19 protein-coding genes are annotated in these 15,129 nt (G+C 66.4%); 6 read left to right on the forward strand and 13 right to left on the reverse strand.

Annotation, left to right across the window (positions count from 1 at the left end; genetic code table 11):
• Positions 1-110 precede the first annotated feature (110 nt).
• The 10 genes from RM704_RS31145 to RM704_RS31190 all read right to left on the reverse strand — a co-directional run bounded on the left by RM704_RS31145 (position 111) and on the right by RM704_RS31190 (position 5,935).
• Complete coding sequence (locus RM704_RS31145) at positions 111-374, reverse strand: hypothetical protein (RefSeq protein WP_033530336.1); 264 nt, start codon at positions 372-374, stop codon at positions 111-113.
• Positions 375-409: 35 nt separating this feature from the next.
• Entirely contained in the window at positions 410-604 is a 195-nt protein-coding gene (locus RM704_RS31150; protein ID WP_033530337.1) for a hypothetical protein, read from the reverse strand.
• A 40-nt stretch (positions 605-644) separates the two neighbouring features.
• Complete coding sequence (locus RM704_RS31155; protein ID WP_033530338.1) at positions 645-836, reverse strand: mobile element transfer protein; 192 nt, start codon at positions 834-836, stop codon at positions 645-647.
• The gene (locus RM704_RS31160) at positions 836-1,036 is read right to left on the reverse strand and encodes a hypothetical protein (protein ID WP_033530339.1); all 201 of its coding nucleotides are present in this window, start codon (positions 1,034-1,036) and stop codon (positions 836-838) included. Before RM704_RS31160 ends, RM704_RS31155 begins: the two co-directional genes overlap by 1 nt.
• A gap of 19 nt (positions 1,037-1,055) precedes the next feature.
• Positions 1,056-1,715: a DUF2637 domain-containing protein gene (locus RM704_RS31165; RefSeq protein WP_033530340.1), complete on the reverse strand. Its 660-nt coding sequence runs from the start codon at positions 1,713-1,715 to the stop codon at positions 1,056-1,058.
• A gap of 83 nt (positions 1,716-1,798) precedes the next feature.
• The gene (locus RM704_RS31170; RefSeq protein WP_033530341.1) at positions 1,799-3,178 is read right to left on the reverse strand and encodes an FtsK/SpoIIIE domain-containing protein; all 1,380 of its coding nucleotides are present in this window, start codon (positions 3,176-3,178) and stop codon (positions 1,799-1,801) included.
• Positions 3,179-3,183: 5 nt separating this feature from the next.
• A complete protein-coding gene (locus RM704_RS31175) occupies positions 3,184-3,534 on the reverse strand; it encodes an SCO3933 family regulatory protein (protein WP_033530342.1) in 351 nt (116 codons plus the stop codon).
• Between the two features lie 122 nt (positions 3,535-3,656).
• The gene (locus RM704_RS31180; RefSeq protein WP_033530343.1) at positions 3,657-4,385 is read right to left on the reverse strand and encodes a GntR family transcriptional regulator; all 729 of its coding nucleotides are present in this window, start codon (positions 4,383-4,385) and stop codon (positions 3,657-3,659) included.
• Positions 4,386-4,450: 65 nt separating this feature from the next.
• On the reverse strand, positions 4,451-4,915 hold the full coding sequence (locus RM704_RS31185; RefSeq protein WP_033530344.1) for an ATP-binding protein: 465 nt from the start codon (positions 4,913-4,915) through the stop codon (positions 4,451-4,453).
• A 279-nt stretch (positions 4,916-5,194) separates the two neighbouring features.
• Positions 5,195-5,935, reverse strand: a complete 741-nt coding sequence (locus tag RM704_RS31190; protein ID WP_033530345.1) for a GntR family transcriptional regulator — start codon at positions 5,933-5,935, stop codon at positions 5,195-5,197.
• Positions 5,936-6,079: 144 nt separating this feature from the next.
• On the opposite strand from RM704_RS31190, the gene RM704_RS31195 reads away from it, so the two are divergent.
• The 4 genes from RM704_RS31195 (at position 6,080) to RM704_RS31210 (ending at position 9,849) form a co-directional block, all read left to right on the forward strand.
• Positions 6,080-7,123 (forward strand): DUF1152 domain-containing protein, encoded by a 1,044-nt coding sequence (locus RM704_RS31195; protein ID WP_033530346.1) that lies wholly within the window; start codon positions 6,080-6,082, stop codon positions 7,121-7,123.
• Positions 7,124-7,661: 538 nt separating this feature from the next.
• Positions 7,662-8,465: a TIGR04255 family protein gene (locus RM704_RS31200; RefSeq protein WP_157856763.1), complete on the forward strand. Its 804-nt coding sequence runs from the start codon at positions 7,662-7,664 to the stop codon at positions 8,463-8,465.
• Positions 8,465-9,136 (forward strand): helix-turn-helix domain-containing protein, encoded by a 672-nt coding sequence (locus tag RM704_RS31205; protein ID WP_157856764.1) that lies wholly within the window; start codon positions 8,465-8,467, stop codon positions 9,134-9,136. The genes RM704_RS31200 and RM704_RS31205 overlap by 1 nt, the downstream gene beginning before the upstream one ends.
• 281 nt (positions 9,137-9,417) lie before the next feature.
• Positions 9,418-9,849 (forward strand): hypothetical protein, encoded by a 432-nt coding sequence (locus RM704_RS31210; RefSeq protein ID WP_157856766.1) that lies wholly within the window; start codon positions 9,418-9,420, stop codon positions 9,847-9,849.
• Positions 9,850-10,751: 902 nt separating this feature from the next.
• On the opposite strand, the gene RM704_RS45215 is transcribed toward RM704_RS31210, so the two are convergent.
• A complete protein-coding gene (locus RM704_RS45215) occupies positions 10,752-11,345 on the reverse strand; it encodes a site-specific integrase (RefSeq protein WP_369015709.1) in 594 nt (197 codons plus the stop codon).
• Positions 11,346-11,347: 2 nt separating this feature from the next.
• A complete protein-coding gene (locus tag RM704_RS45220; RefSeq protein ID WP_498076441.1) occupies positions 11,348-12,025 on the reverse strand; it encodes a hypothetical protein in 678 nt (225 codons plus the stop codon).
• Here RM704_RS45220 and RM704_RS31220 point away from each other — a divergent pair.
• Positions 11,915-12,589 carry an ISAs1 family transposase gene (locus tag RM704_RS31220; protein ID WP_311591524.1) on the forward strand — a complete coding sequence of 225 codons (675 nt, stop codon included), beginning with the start codon at positions 11,915-11,917 and terminating at the stop codon, positions 12,587-12,589. The genes RM704_RS45220 and RM704_RS31220 overlap by 111 nt on opposite strands.
• Positions 12,590-12,738: 149 nt before the next feature.
• Here RM704_RS31220 and RM704_RS31225 read toward each other — a convergent pair whose 3' ends face one another.
• The gene (locus tag RM704_RS31225) at positions 12,739-13,578 is read right to left on the reverse strand and encodes an NAD(P)H-binding protein (RefSeq protein WP_033530348.1); all 840 of its coding nucleotides are present in this window, start codon (positions 13,576-13,578) and stop codon (positions 12,739-12,741) included.
• 80 nt (positions 13,579-13,658) lie between these two features.
• Between RM704_RS31225 and RM704_RS31230 the strand changes: the two genes are divergently transcribed.
• Positions 13,659-14,582, forward strand: coding sequence for an AraC family transcriptional regulator (locus RM704_RS31230; protein ID WP_033530349.1), 924 nt, complete (start codon positions 13,659-13,661; stop codon positions 14,580-14,582).
• Positions 14,583-15,129 lie beyond the last annotated feature (547 nt).

The following is a 15,129-nucleotide window of genomic DNA, read 5'->3' on the forward strand; positions in this document are numbered from 1 at the left end:
CGGAGTCTGCCGGGTGATGATGGGTGTTCCTTTCGGCTGTTTCGGCGGTTGGGAGGGAGGGCCCCGGGGCGGCGGGATGCTTGGCGGCTTGTTGCCGCCCCGGCGGCCGGTCAGTGCTTGTGCGCGTTGTTGACGAGGGAGCGCAGGACGACGGCGGCGATGGCCACGGAGATGGCCGAGACGGCGACCGCCGCCAGGAGCGCGGTGAGGACGACACCCACGAGGACCACGGCGGCGACCGCGCCGACACCGACGCCCACGAACGGGGCGATCGGGCGGCCGGCGGAGTGAGTCGGAACCGGGCCGTGGTTCTGCGGGATGTGCGTGGCGATGCTCGGGACGTGCGGGGTGTCGGGCAGCTTGGGACGGAACACGGCGGTCTCCTTTGCGGTTGCTTGCGGTCGTTGGCTCAGTCGCGGTTGCCGTTGACGACGTCGACCCCGGAGCGGGTGCCGGACTCGATGACCGGGGCGAGGACGGTGTGCGAGAGCCAGAAGCCGAACAGCGCGATCACGACGGCGACCCACAGGCGGACGCCGAGGAACCTGATCGCGGCCCAGGCGATGACGCCCAGGACGAAGACGAGCGGCAGCGAGACGGTCACGGGATCTCCTCGGGTGTGTCGTCTCGTGTGTTGTCTTGGATCAGCGGACGGCGCAGCGGTGAGTGCGCGCGGCCAGCTCGGCGGCGGCCCGGCTGTCGTAGTCGGTCGAGAAGCCGCAGCGCGGGGCGGTGCAGGCGGCGGTGTGCTTCTCACGGCCACGGCCGTCGTAGTAGGTGCCGACCTGGACGGGACCGATGCGGACGAGGTTGCGGAAGCGGCGGTTGGCGGGCATCAGGGGTTCTCCTTCTGGTCGTTGGGGGTTTCGCCGGTGAAGGCGGTGACGTGGTCGGCGATCCAGCGCAAGATCTCGTCGCCCTCGTAGCTGTCGGCGGTGAGGATCACCGGTTCGGCGATGAGCACGGCTTCGGTGAGGCGGTTCTGTCGGGTCAGCTCAGCGGCACGCTTGAGTGCGCGGAGCGTGGACGGTCGCAAGGTGGAAAGTCCTCCGGGGTCAGGTGAGTTGAGCGGCGATGGCTTCGGCCAGCGGCATCGGGACCCCGAGCCGGGCGCGAAGGGTCGAGGTGTCGATGGGGGTGCCGGTTCGGGCGTGGTGTTCGTCGGCGACCTTGCGGGCGAGGGCGACGAGAGCGGGCGGTACGGGGGCGGGTGAGGGCGGAGCCGATCCGGCTTCGGCGGATGGCAGCTCGGCCACCGCCACGGGCGGATCCACCTCGGTGGCGGGCGGTTGGGGTGCCGAGTCCGTGACCGTCGAGGGCGGTTCGGTGTCGGCCATGGCGCGGGGTGTCTTGGGTGCGCCGTGGGCGAGGAGCGTTCCGCCGAGGAAGGCGACCGCGGGCCAGCCGGCGACGAGGATGCGCAGCCAGGCGGGCACGTGGTCCAGGTCGAGCAGTCCGGCGGTGGCGACGTTGGCGCCGAGGGAGGCGACCAGTGCGACGAGGAACCAGCACCACCCGGCGGCTTTCGCCTCCCCCGAGCGGAGCCGCCGCCAGGCCGCCACCATCAGCAGGTCGACGGAGACCGGGTAGGCCCACGCCTTCCAGCCGTCCTGGCCGGCGGCGGAGGCAAGGTCGTGCAGGTGGGCGAAGGACAGCGCGGCGGCGATGAGCGCCTGGACGAGTACGGCGTCCACACGGACGGGCAGGGCACGCACGGCGCGACTCCTTCCGGTTTCAGGCATGGGTGGGGTAGGGACGTGGCGCGGGACGGTCGCGCCGACCGTGGTAGCGGGTGCGGCTACTCGGCGACGGGGCGAGGAGCTGCTACGGGCGGCCCGGACGCCTCCACGGGCGCGGGCGGGACGTAGGGGCGGAAGGGCACGAGCGCAGGCACGTCGGGTGCGAGGTGGGCCGTCTCGCGGCAGATGGCCGCCGCTTCGGCGAGGGAGAGGTGAGGCGTGCGGATGCGGGACCAGCCGCCGGACGTGTCGCCGACGACGGCGAGGCCGGGCAGCTCGGGCGCGATGCCGCAGGCCGCGTATACCGCCTCAGGGGCGATGTCCCCGAGCGCCATCTTCGCGGAGGCTTCGTCATTGACTCGGTGGCAGACCCGGCCGGTCAGCTGGGCCCGCAGCATGGTGGCGCCCTTGCCCAGCTCGGCGCCGAAGCGCTGCCCGCAGACCTCCAAATAGATACCGGCCGCGCGGCCGAGCTGGGCGAGGCGGATGAGCTGGGTGACCATCTCGTCTCGCCGTTCCTCCTCCTTCCTGGTGGCGACGAGGAAGAGTTCCGCCACCTCGTCGATGAACAGCACGACGGGAGCCGGGCGTTCGTCGTCCGGCAGGCCCCAGATGTCCGAGGTGATCAGCTCATCCCGGGTCCCCGGGCCGATACCCTGCCGGGCCTTGATCAGGTCGTAGCGGTCCTCCATCTCCTTCACCAGCACGGGCAGCAACTCGGCCGCCTGTACCGGGTCGGTGGCCAGGGCGGAGAGCCGGGCCGCGAACGGCGCCAGCTCGACGCCGCGCTTGCAGTCGATCCCGACGAGGACAACCGGCTGAGCAGCCAGCCCGGTGAGCAGGTTGCGCAGGAACATGGACTTGCCCGACAGCGTGGCGCCGAGGACAAGTTGATGCGGAACGGCCCGATAGTCCCGCACGAAGGCCGTCGCGTCCTCGCGCAGAGCCACCGGCACCCGAAGCGGCCCGGATCCGGTACGGCGAGGCATCTGGACCTTCCGCAGGACGTCGAAGCCGACGAGCCGCAGTTCCACGACCCCGGGCTTCACGTCTCGTACGTACACGGCGTGAACGCCCCAGGCGTGCCGCAGGCGTTCGGCCGAGGCCGCCACATCCGCAGGTTCCTGACCCGGAGCGAGCCGCAGCCGGAGCCGCAGGCCGGTCGAGGTGGGCCGGATCATGCCCCGCCGAGGCGGCACCGGCCGGATCTCCCGCCGGGTGGTCGCCTTGACGGCCAGCGCCCGCCACCGGGACGGTGGGACCGTCAGGCCGCACGCGTCCATGGTCGAGGAGTACGAGGCCAGCAGCCGGGCCACCGAGACCGGCAGCCCGACTGTGGACCAGTACGCCGCAGGGTGGGCGTGCCGGGCGTAGAGCGCGCCGCCGCCTATCGCAGCGAGCGGCGCACCCCACTCGGCCAGCGTCACCAGGTCGGTCACGGTGATCAGCCCGCCTGTGCCATCGGGAAGGCACCGGGAGCCACGGCGGTGGCCCGGTAGGCGATACCGTGCCGCTGCTGGCCGTTGAACACGCTCTCCCACGGCCGGGCGATGAGCCCCGGCAGCGAGACGGGAGCACCGACCGTCAGCCCGTCGGTCACCCCGCTCTCGGGAATGGTGACCTGGATCAGGGACGACTCGCCTTCGTCGATGAAGACGACGCCGACCGTCATCAGTGCCTCACCGCTCACGGCATCCTTGGCGATCTCACCGGTCTGCCGGTCGCGCACCTTCGGCGCCGGCGCTTCGGTGAGCAGGATCGTGGCGGTCGAGGCGTCAATGCGGATCACACGCACAGAGGTTTCTCCTTTGAGTCGATCAACTCGCCACCTGACAAGTTGACTTAGCAAGTTCGAAGCTAGAGATGACAGGTTGACTTGTCAAGTGGAGTTGTAGGCGAACTCGCCTGGATCAGGCGTCAGTTCAAGCGATAGGTGTCTTCGAGTTCCTGACGATCGGCAGGAAGCAGCACGTCAGAGACTTGCAGCGCCCGCCCGGACGCATCGCACGCGATGACCAGGACGCTGAGCACGGGTACACCGTCCGGCAAGCCCAGAAGCTCGGCTTCACCACTCTCAGGCAGTCGGGCCGAGACCCGTTCCGTCACGTGGTCATAGCGAACCTTCTTCCGAGCCTCCACATGCTCGCGCACGCTGCCGCTCAGGGCATCGGTGCTCGCCAGCTCGGTCCCCTCGACTAGGCCAGCGGGGAAGTACGTCGAGACCAACTCCACCGCCTCACCGTCCTCCTCCGCCAGGAAACACCGCATGAGGACCTTGGCTCGCTTCGGAAGCCCGAGCGCGGAGGCGACCCGCGCCGGAACAGGCACTTCAGCGACTTCAACCAGGCGCCCGGAGGACCGCGACTCGTCGCGCTTCAGGACCTCTCGCCCCCGCCGGTCCTGTTGCTCAACAACTTCAGGACGCCCCCGGACGATCGTGCCGTACCCCTGCCGAGACTCCAGCCAGCCGTCCCGCTTGAGCAGTTCCAGGGCCCGCACGACGGTCGGGCGAGACATCCCGAAGGACTGCACCAGCTGGTTTTCACTCGGCACCCGAGTGCCAGGCGGATAGGTGCCGCCCTCGATGCGGCGCTGAATCGTCTGCGCGAGGCGTACGTACTTCGGTGCCTCCACTTCATACGCCATGAACGCCGCCGCCTGTCGAGATTGGCCAAGTCAACTGGTCAACCAGACTAGCGACAACTGGCCCGTCAGAACAGAACGGGCCCGAAGACCTCATCAGGCGACCAGGCATCGGCCATGGTGAACGAGACAACCGTCCCGCCGAAGCGGCTAGGACCGGAGTGCCACGAGTCGGCGATGGAGTCGACCAGGAGCAGCCCGCGCCCATGGGCATCGCTGGCGTCCGGCTTCCGCATGCGCACACTCGCCGGGAACCCCGGATTGTGCACCTCCACCCGAAGTGACGTCTCCACGCGGTACCACGCAACGCGCACCATCCAGGTCTCGTCAGCCCGCCCGTAGAGAATCGCGTTGGTCACCAGCTCCGAGATCATCAACACACAGTCATCGATCGAGCAGGCCGGGTTGTACGGGGCGATGAACTTCCGGAACCAGCGCCGAGCCCGAGGCACGGACTCCCCGACGGGGTGCAAGGTCATGGCACCGAGTCGCGGCGAGTCCGCAGAGGGATAGCGGTCGATCGAGTAGGCCATCCGCACTCACTCCTTGCCGCTGCCGTCGCAGTCGAGGCAGCGTCGTTTCGACGTGGCACGGACGCGGTCATTGGCCATCGAGAGCGCCAGAGCCGTACGGGAGCCGACGCGCTTCCAACCGCGCCCCCGACACCCCCGGCAAGTTGCACGCGCGCCCTGGTCCGGCCGCTGACTCGTCACTCCGTGCCCCCTTCCGAATCCAAGTGGCCTTAGCCACTTCCTGGATAGTGGCATTAGCCACTTGGACTGTGCAAGCGGTTCGACGCAACTCCCAGGCCATCAGGTGAGCGGGTAGCCCTGCTCGAACGCCCAGCGATGCGGCGGGTATGTGGCTTCGGCGAACTCCAACGGCCGGTCCTGGAGGTCGAAGACGACGTGATGAACGATCAGGACCGCAGACCCGGCTTGCAGCTGGAGGTCTGCCGCCTCCTCCTCCGTCGCACTGCGAGCACACATGCGGTCTTCGGCGTAACTCCCCTGGCGCCCCGTCATGTTCTCGACGTACATGAGCGTCCCCTCTTGGATCCGCTCCGGCTCCAGGAGCTTCGGGGCGCGGTGGCCGACGTCCGGAGCGAACCACGAGGTAGACAGCGTGATCGGCCCGTCCTGGTTGTTCGTCACCCGCCGCCGATGCACAGCCCGCAGATCCTTGACCAGGCCCAGAGCCTCAACAACGTGATCCGGGGCCTCCATCCAACCGGCCGAGGTGATCACCGCGTACTCACCGGGCGTGTAGATCTTCCCAGTCTGCCGAGCCCGCCCGTACAGCTCACGCGCCCGCCGGTTTCCCTCCAGGCTGCGCACGTACGTGCCTGATCCCTGACGCTTCTCGACGAGCCCCTGATGGCTCAGCGCCTCCAACGACCGCGCAGCAGTAGGACGGGACACCTTCCAGTTCGCAGCCAACTGCCGCTCCGAGGGCACCTCGTCCCCCGGCCGCAGGTCGCCCCGAAGGATCTGATCACGGATGTAGTGCGCGATCTGGAGATACTTCGGCTGAGCCTCTTCGATCTGAGGCATGTCTCCTCCTCATCTTCCCAGCCCAAGTGGCTATGGCCAGTAGCCACTATAGAGTGAGTGGTCAACCCTCGACCCCGTACGCTGAACCGCATGAAGCGGTTGATCGTCGCAGCAGGAGGAGGGGGCGACGCAGTCGCCGCCGCAATGCTTCACGCCGCCCTCTACGGCGACGAGGACCAGGCGGTGATCCTCACGTACGCGTGGGACCGCCTACTGATCGACCCGGTTCCGGGCCCCCGAGGACCGGACAACTTCACCGGCCTCCAACGCCTCACTCCAGCTGTCTGGGCAGTGCCGGCCGAGGCCCGTCCGATCGCTCCAGCAGGCTCCACACTCCCGCGCCTAGCGGCAGAGCTCCCGCACACCTTTGCACTGATCGACCCGCGCCACGGAGTCGAGGGCATCACCCGCCAGCTCGAAGAGCTAGTGAGCCACTTGTCTCCGGAGTCGATCGATCTCCTGGACGTTGGCGGCGACATCCTCGCCCGAGGTGATGAGCCGACACTGAAAAGCCCGCTCGCCGACGCCGTCACGCTCGCCGCGTGCTGTCAGGTGAACGCACCGATCCGCCTCCTGGTGGCAGGCCCCGGTCTGGACGGCGAACTGCCTCCCGATGTGCTGCGCGGGATGCTCGGCCCGCTCGTCCATACCTTCACGGCCAAGGACGTCGAGCCGGTCGGCTCGGTCCTGGAGTGGCACCCATCCGAGGCAACCGGGATGCTGGCGGCTACGGCCCGAGGTGTACGCGGCACGTGCGAGATGCGAGACGCCGGCCTTCCCGTCCCTCTCACCGACGAAGGCCCGACCGTCCATGAAGTCGACCTGGACGAGGCATTGAGCCGCAACCAACTGGCCCGTGCCATCACGACGACCGCCACCCTGGACGAGGCAGAAGCACACAGCCGCGAAATCTGCGGGTACTCGGAGATCGACTACGAGCGCAACAAGGCGACATGGCTCAAGGACCAGCCACCGACGAAGCTCAACCCGGAAGCTGTACTGACCCAACTCGATCAGTTCGAGGCCGAGGCCCGAAGCCGCGGAGTCACCCACACGACGTTCCGCCGCATCACCGAGGCACTGAACCTCAACGGCTCCCTACGCGAGGACCTGCGCCAACTGCTGATCAGCAGCCGTCCGGAGAAGTACGACGCACCCTTGTGGCGGATCACAGCCCCTGCTGAGTAACAACCTTCTTCACGGGTTCAAGGCCCGCGCACGGCGCGGGCGCGCGCCGCCTCTGCGGCGCGGCCTGCCTCCTGTCTGCGCCCCGGCTGGCCGCGCCCGGCGGCGCGCTCGCGAGCTGCGGGCAAGAAGTGGGAGACACCCTCTGTGGCTGGGGCGGTCAGCTCCACGGCTTTAGGCAGCCACTTTGGGGCGAGCCTCTAAGATCATGGCCCCAACGTCGTGCTTTAACGGGCAGGTCCACAGACTGCCCGACTCGCCGGAAGCTTACGGGGCCATGATCACTCGCCCCAAAGCAGCTCCAGCCCAAAGCCGCTACGCCGACCCGATGGACCCGGTCCCGCAGCACTGAGCAGCAGTTGTCGCCCTCTGCAACTCCGAACCACCGTCGCAGCAAGTCAGCCACCATCCTTCATACGGGTGCAGCACTACCTCTACGCAAGCACGCTGGTGCGCGTTATGGTTACAGTCTGGGTGCACTTCTGGTGCACGTTGCGGTAAAGGTCCAGGTCAGAAAGCCAAGAAGGTGGTGATGTGCCCTATGTACGATCGCAGAGAGGTCTACAGCAACGCCCCCTTGGCGCTGGTGACTGCCGAGGTCCGCTATCCCTACTCGCCGCGCTTGAGGCAAGCCGACACTCTTGATCGTATCCAGCTCGCACTAGAGGACGAGCTACCGATCCGTAAGACCGAACAGCGCGCGACCCTGGAGTTCAGCTTCGAAGGCGGAATCAACAAGAAACAGAGCACCGAGGTCTACCGGTACCTCAACCACGCCAGTACACGCTCTGCGGTAATTTCCCCTGAAGCATTCACAATCGAAACAACGCGCTACTCGGACTTCCCCGACTTCCTCGACCTGATGTTGCGGGTGGCAACTGCAATCGCGAATGAAAAAGCGATCCCCGCTATAGAGCGGGTAGGCATTCGCTACATTGATGAAATCCGGGTCCCACATGAGATCGAGGACGCATCTCAATGGAGCAACTGGGTAGCCCCAACGCTGCTGCCACAGCTTAACCCAGGTGTTGGCCCACTCAAATCTAGCCAAGGGGTCTCAGTCTTCGAAACGGGAGACTCCACATACCTTCAGTTCCAGTACGCGGCAGTCGATGGACCTCCGATTGTAAGCAATTCACCACTACGCCGTACAAATTTTCCCGAGACGGGGAAGTTCTTCGTTCTTGATTTCGACAGCTTCTGGCAGAGCGGCACTCCGGAAGAGTCTAGAAGCTTCACCACTCAGTTTCTAGAGGAGACCCTTAAAAGGCTCCATCAACCGACAGGGAAGATGTTCCAAGCTGCCATTACAGATCGCCTGCGCGACCTATTCAGGGGGGAATAATGACCGCAGAATCATCTCACAGTGCGCTCTCATCACAGAGCACCAGCGGAATGATCCGCGATTACAGGCCGAAGCAAGGAACTCCATCGGCCGCAATCGCTAGTCCTGCGTATTACCGCACAGAAGCAGGGACGCTTCGAACGCAAGTCAACGCGCTGGGCGGAGATATCGCAGAGATCCACAATCAGGCAACGAGGGATGATCTCCGTACCCGTGCAGCCGTCAAGGCCAAGCGTGGTGTGCCAACTCTGCTTCAGGAGCTGGCAGTCGAGCGAGGCATGGCATGGTCCGACATCGCTCGACTCGTGGGCGTGAGCGTGTCAGCGGTTCGCAAGTGGCGGACAGGAGGAGATGCCACACCGGAGAAGCGCAGGCTCCTGGCCCAACTAGCTGCGTTCCTTGATCTCCTCGAAGAGTCAAGTATCGAGGATCCCGCCCAGTGGCTGGAAATGGATCTTGCCTTGCCAGCCGAGTACTCAGTCCGAGCCGTTGAACTCTACGCCAGCGGGCATATGATTGCCCTGCTGGAGATCGCTGGCCAACGGCGAGATCCTGCACATGTGCTGGATGAGATCGACCCTCAGTGGCGCGACACCCGCCGTTCCGACATTGAGGTCTTCACTGCCGCAGATGGACAGCTAGCCTTCCGTGAGCGAGGAGGCAGCCGCTAGGGAGGACGACTGTCCTAATGGGGGAACTTTGCACGCCGAGTTCGACTGAACTACTTTATTCGTGTTGGGGGGAACAACCCTCCCTGGCACGCCCTCTCATGCAGGGGGACGTCTTTTCGGACGTCCCCCTTCCTGGTTTCAGTGAAGATCCACAGTACGCGCAGATCGTAATGCACCCTTGCAATATGAGACGAGGGGCAGTAATGCGCGATCGAATCACGGTGATTCCGGTAAGTGAGTACTCGATGAGGTCGTCGGACTGGACGAGGCGCTATAGGATCATGCCGCTGCCTGAACTGCATGGGCCAGGGACCGCCAATCACATGGGCGACATGATTGAGTTCGTCACTGTGAGCTCTGCCAATCTGACGGCTCGAAATCGTGTGGCTGCCCTAAGCGATGACGGTGTTCTCATACTCCAGCAACGGATGGTCTTCACTCAGACCCGCTTGCTGCTGTCGCTCGACCGATTCCACAGCCAAATGGCACCGACCTTCATCGAGCTGGAACTACAGGAGGAATGGGCTGAGGAAGCGCTAGCCTCAGTTGCGGAAGACGGGGATTCGTCCGCAATCATTGACGAGGCAGTGAAGCAGTACCAGTCATGGCTTGACGAAGACAGCGCTGGCCGTAGAGACGCGCTCAAAAACGTTCGAGAGCACAGTCGCATTCGCCGAGAAGTCCGGCAGCATTACATGTCTCTCTATAGCTAATCCCTCACCAGCCCACCTAGAAACGTGGGCTGGCGCAACACTGGGCTACAGGTGGGAAGCTGCATCGGAGGTCAGGGCTAACGGGGCGAGTGTCTAACTGCGTGACAACGCCCACAGACAGCGACGGACACCAGCGCACACCTGTGGACCGTCGCAGCAGGTGAGAGGCACACCGGCCTAAGGCTGAGCGGCCGCCCAAGTTACTTCGGGACGAAGAGGTCATCGAGCAAGGAGTCGCCCATGCGCTTCCGCCGTCGAGACCTGCTCCGGTCGACGTCCGACAGCGTGGCTCAGGCTGGCGGGGGTGCGGCGAGGCACACGCACGCGTGATCGGTTGCCGCACCCGCCATCGTGGCGGATTGTCGTCGGCTGCGGCTCAGACGGCTTACACGATGGCTACGCCCCCTGGACACCCCGCCTTAGCAGTTCGTCATCGACAGCACGAAGCCGCTGCCTCCACTCCCGCCCAGCCTTGGGGTTGCGACCCATGCCACACGCCACTGCGCCCTCAGCCCTCTCAGCGGCGAAGGCCCGACGCTCCCTCAGTTGCTCGACAGAGAGGCCGGCCAGATCGGCGTACCAGTTGTCGTAAAACTTCCAACGACTCATAGACCCAGCGTGCCGACCGCCACGACCCGCCGCACACCAATTTCGGCACCCACGACGGCCCGTCGCCCGCCCGCACCACAAGCGCACCAGATCGAGCGGGGAACAGCGGGGAATCACGGGGAAGACAGCCCAGCCCGAAGACGCCATGGCTCGACCGTTCGCCCAGGTCAGCTACCGAACCAACCACAAGTGCTCGCAGCTTCCCAAGCTGAGAGCGCGAGTTCGATTCTCGTCACCCGCTCCACGACTAAGGCCCAGGTCAGAGACCCGGGCCTTTTTGCTGTCCGCTGTGATCATTCGCCGCGTGCCAGATTCGTGCCAGAAGGCTCGTCGGGCCCCTGTCCCTGGTGGCAGCGCGCGCCTTCCGCACGGTCGCATCCAGCCCGGCGGCCACCACCTCCTGCCGCTCGTCGTCTGAGTGCTGGTAGATCAGCGCCGCCTTCTCCGAGGACTGCCCGGCGCGAACCATGGTGTCTTTGAGCGTGGCCCCGGACCGCGTGGAGAGCGTGTGCCCGGTGTGCCGTAGGTCGTAGAACCGGAAGCCCTCCGGCATCCCGCACCCGCCGCCACTTCCGTCCGAAGGTGCTGCGCCGAAAGGGAGCGCCCTTCTCCCCGACGAAGATCAGCCCGTCCGGGCCCGGCTCGGCGTAGCTCTCCAGGTGCCAGCGGAGCTCCCGGCGGAGGAACGCGGGAAGAATCACAGTCCTGGTGCCCGCCTCGGATTTGGTGTCGCCCTGGACGCGTCGGCCGTTCATCCGCTCCGGCTCGGCGAGGCGGACGCGGACGCGGAGGTTGTCGAGGTCGACGTCTCGGCGGCGGAGGCCGGCCAGCTCTTCCGGCCGCAGCGGACCGTACGCGCCGAGGTAGACCATGAGTCGCCACCGCATCCCTACCGCTTCGGCGAGGGCGTCGACCTGGGCGACGGTGGCGATGCGCCGCTCAGCCGCTCTCTCCTTCCCCGCGCCCTTGATCGGCACGGGTTGCGGGTGATCAGCTCATCGTCCACGGCTGTTTCCATGATGGCTTTGAGGAGCCGGTACGCCTTGGCCGTCATCGTCTTGGCGTTCGTGGTCCGCAGCCGATCGGCCCGCCATTCGCGGACGCGCGGAGCGGTGATTTCGTCCAAGTCCAGCTCGGCGAAGGCGAACAGGTGCTTGTCGAGGAGGTAGCGGTAGAGGTCACGGGTGAGCGGTGCGAGTTCCCGTTCGTCGACCCACTTGTCGGCGTAGGCCCGGAAGCTCACCGCGCCCGCCTCAGGGCCGCGCCATTCGCCCCGGCGGATTTCCGTCTGCCGTTCGGCAAGCCAGTCGTCGGCATCGGCGGCCGTCTCGAAGGTGACGGGTGCCGGACGCATGACGCCGTCAGGGCCCGGATAGCGAGCCTGGTACCGGCCGGACGGAAGCCGTCTGATCGCGCCGAAACGGCGGCGCCTGCCCTTACCGGCCTGGTCCTGGTCCTGGCCCAGTTGGACGTCGGCGAGAAGACCAACGAAATCACCTGCTTCCAGCCGCTGCTGGACACCGTCGACGACCTGGCCGGAGTCGTGGTCACCAGCGACGCGATGCACACCCAGCGCGACCACGCCGACTACCTACTGGGCCGGGGTGCCCACTACATCGTGATCGTCAAGGGCAACCAGAAGAAGCTGCGCAGACAGCTCAAGGCCTCTCCCTGGAAGGACATCCCGCTTCAGGGCCGCACCAAGGGCGTCGGCCACGGCCGCTCGGAGATGCGTCGGATCAAGGTCGCCACCGTGAACAACCTCCTCTTCCCCGGCGCCCGCCAGGCCGTCCAGATCAAGCGTCGCCGCACCGATCGCAAGACCGGCAAGACCACCGTCAAGACCGTCTACGCCGTCGCCAGCCTGTCCGCCGAGCAGGCCACGCCGGCCCAGCTCGCTCGACTCGTCCGCGGCCACTGGACGATCGAGGCCCTGCACTACATCCGCGACACCACCTTCGCCGAGGACGCCTCGCAGGTGCGGACCGGTAACACACCTCGCGCCATGGCCACCTGGCGCAACCTCGCCATAGGAGCCCTACGGGCAGCCGGAGCGAAGAACATCGCAGCCGGCCTCCGCCACAACGCCCGCGACCCTCATCGCCCCCTCGTACTCCTCGGCCTCGGATGATCACTGCGGTGCTTCGGGTTCGGCTCGTTGATGCTGATGTCGTCGCTCTCCTTCCCTCCGGCTCTCGTATGGGGGTGTGAGCCAGGTTGGCGTTCTGGGCGGCAGGCGGTCAGCGGATCGCTTTTGTTGTTGGCGATGCGGTTCTGTGGTCAGTCGCGCCACGCTCCGACGGACGCTTTCACGTAGTCGGAGAAGTCACGCGGCTGCCGGCCGAGTGCGCGCTGTACTCCGTCAGAGATGTAGCTGTCCATTCCGCGCCGGATCGGGCTCACCGCCTCCGCGTAGTCCTCCGCCTCGGCGGACGGCCATCCCTGCCCGGTGAGTTCAGCGACGAACTCTTCGGGGGACAGCGGAACGTAGCGGAGGTCACGGCCGGTGGCCTGGGAGATCTCGGCGATGGCTTCGGCGATGGTCAGGGCCCGGGGCCCGGAGAGTTCGTAGGTCTGCCCGCCGTGGCCGTCCTCGGCAAGTGCTGCGACCGCGACTGCGGCGATGTCCTCGGCATCGATGAAGGAGGCCGCGCCGTCCCCTGCCGGCAGCCTCAGCTCACCGGCGAGGATCGCGCCCAGGAAGATACCCTCGCTGAAGTTCTGTGCAAACCAGGCGGGTCGCAGGATCGTCCACGTGATACCGCTGTCGCGCACCGCGCTCTCACCGTCCACGTGGGTGGCGCCGGCAATGTTGGCCTCGCCGGAGTATCCCGGCACATCCACACCGCGCCCCGACAGCAGTACGACGCGTTCGACACCGAGATGGACGGCACGCTCGATGAAGGGGCGGGTGAGAAGCTCCCCGTCGATCGGCACGAGGTACACCGCCTTCACGCCCTCCAGCGCGAAGTCCCATGTGGCGCGGTCGAGCCAGTCGAACTGCGGCTCGCCGGAGCGCGATGCCACGCGGACCGAAGCCCCCTGCGCTCGCAGCTGGGACACGACCCGGCTGCCGGACTTGCCCGTGCCGCCAGTTACCAAAATCGGATGCTTGGTCATGAGGCCAGTCAAGACGCTTCTCGCGAGACGATCCATGGCTCGGAGACTCACTTCGATGTCTACACGTCTACAGTAGGGGCGTGGATGTGCTCTCCGAACTGCTGGACGGGGTGAGGGCACGGGGTGCCCTGTTCCGGCGGACAGTCATGAACCGGCCGTGGTCCCTGCGGTTTGCCAGCGGCTCACCGCTGACGCTGGCCACGATGCTGCGCGGCCAGGCATGGATCGTCCCGGCGGAGGGCGAGCCGGTGCCGGTCGGCACCGGAGACATCGCAATCATCTGCGGCCGGGCGCCGTATACGGTCGCGGACGACCCGGCCACCCCACCGCAGGTCGTGATCAACAGCACCGATTACTGTCTTCGCGGCGCCAACGACGCCGAGACCGACGAAGGTCCGGACAGCTCAGCCCTCCTTCTCAGCGGCGCCTACACCGGCCGGGGCGAGATCAGTGAACGGCTGCTCCACGCGCTGCCCGACGTGCTGGTGATCCCCGACGCCGACCATCACCGCCCGCTGCTGGATCTGGTGGCCGAGGAGATCGTCAGGGACAAACCCGGACAGCAGGTGATGCGCGACCGGCTGCTGGATCTGATGCTCATCTCCACGTTGCGGGCCTGGTTCGACCAGTCCGAAGCGCACGCACCGCCGTGGTATCGCGCAATGAAGGACCCAGTGGTAGGCCATGCTCTGCGACTTCTCCATGACGATCCGGCCCACCCGTGGACCGTGGCGGACCTGGCGGCCAAGTCGGGAGTGTCCCGCGCCGCGCTCGCCCGTCGCTTCACCGCACAAGTCGGCCAACCGCCAATGACCTACCTCGCCTCGTGGCGCATCGACTTGGCAGCCGACCTGCTGCGCGAAACACAGGCCACGGTCGGCTCGATCGCCCGAAAGGTCGGCTACGCCAACACGTTCGCGCTGAGCGTCGCCTTCAAACGCCTCCGCGGCACCACTCCGACAGAGCACCGTGCCACAGCGCCGACCCAGAGGATCGGGAAATGAGACAAGGGAACCGGTGCCGCCTGCAACGGCACGAAGACCGTGGTGCTCGATGAGGAAGAAGCAGGCATTCGCGCTCGATGTCCGGCACAGGAACGCGCCAGATGAAGGGCTCGCAGCCGCCAGGTGAAGCACTCAGTCACCACAAACCGGACGTCACGCGACTACGCCGAAGCCCTGCGAGACGGGGTACAACGCACGGCCCGGAGCACGACAGATGCCACCTCAGGAGGTGACGGAAGCCGTCGAACGCGCAACCGAGCTGCATGGGCAGTTGCCGGACGGCATAGGAATGTCTGAATGGGTCGTGCTGCCCACCATCGGTGCGGGACTCGTCGTCCTGTCTCCCGCGCCGTGGCCTGACCGGGACTTCGAGAGCATCACCTCGTCACCGGAAGGCTGGGCCCGGGCCAAAGAGGTCCCGGGCCGAGGGTGTGCAAACGAGCCGATCCGAGCGCAGAGCCCGTTCACACGTGCGCCTGCCCACCGTTCTTCGGCGTCCAGCAGTGTGCCGTGGGGTCCGTACAGCGGGGCGCCGATCGGGATGCCG

The sequence above is a fragment of the Streptomyces gottesmaniae genome (assembly GCF_031845845.1).
Taxonomy (GTDB): Bacteria; Actinomycetota; Actinomycetes; order Streptomycetales; family Streptomycetaceae; genus Streptomyces; species Streptomyces akebiae.

Bases quoted from the DNA above. Each gene is read 5' to 3' on its own strand.
- RM704_RS31195 (WP_033530346.1), top strand. From the start codon at position 6,080: ATGCTTCACGCCGCCCTCTACGGCGACGAGGACCAGGCGGTGATCCTC.
- RM704_RS45215 (WP_369015709.1), bottom strand. From the start codon at position 11,345: ATGCGGTGGCGACTCATGGTCTACCTCGGCGCGTACGGTCCGCTGCGG.
- RM704_RS31205 (WP_157856764.1), top strand. From the start codon at position 8,465: ATGACCGCAGAATCATCTCACAGTGCGCTCTCATCACAGAGCACCAGC.
- RM704_RS31155 (WP_033530338.1), bottom strand. From the start codon at position 836: ATGCCCGCCAACCGCCGCTTCCGCAACCTCGTCCGCATCGGTCCCGTC.
- RM704_RS31190 (WP_033530345.1), bottom strand. From the start codon at position 5,935: ATGCCTCAGATCGAAGAGGCTCAGCCGAAGTATCTCCAGATCGCGCAC.
- RM704_RS31210 (WP_157856766.1), top strand. From the start codon at position 9,418: ATGCCGCTGCCTGAACTGCATGGGCCAGGGACCGCCAATCACATGGGC.
- RM704_RS31225 (WP_033530348.1), bottom strand. From the start codon at position 13,578: ATGACCAAGCATCCGATTTTGGTAACTGGCGGCACGGGCAAGTCCGGC.
- RM704_RS31180 (WP_033530343.1), bottom strand. From the start codon at position 4,385: ATGGCGTATGAAGTGGAGGCACCGAAGTACGTACGCCTCGCGCAGACG.
- RM704_RS31200 (WP_157856763.1), top strand. From the start codon at position 7,662: ATGTACGATCGCAGAGAGGTCTACAGCAACGCCCCCTTGGCGCTGGTG.
- RM704_RS31185 (WP_033530344.1), bottom strand. From the start codon at position 4,915: ATGGCCTACTCGATCGACCGCTATCCCTCTGCGGACTCGCCGCGACTC.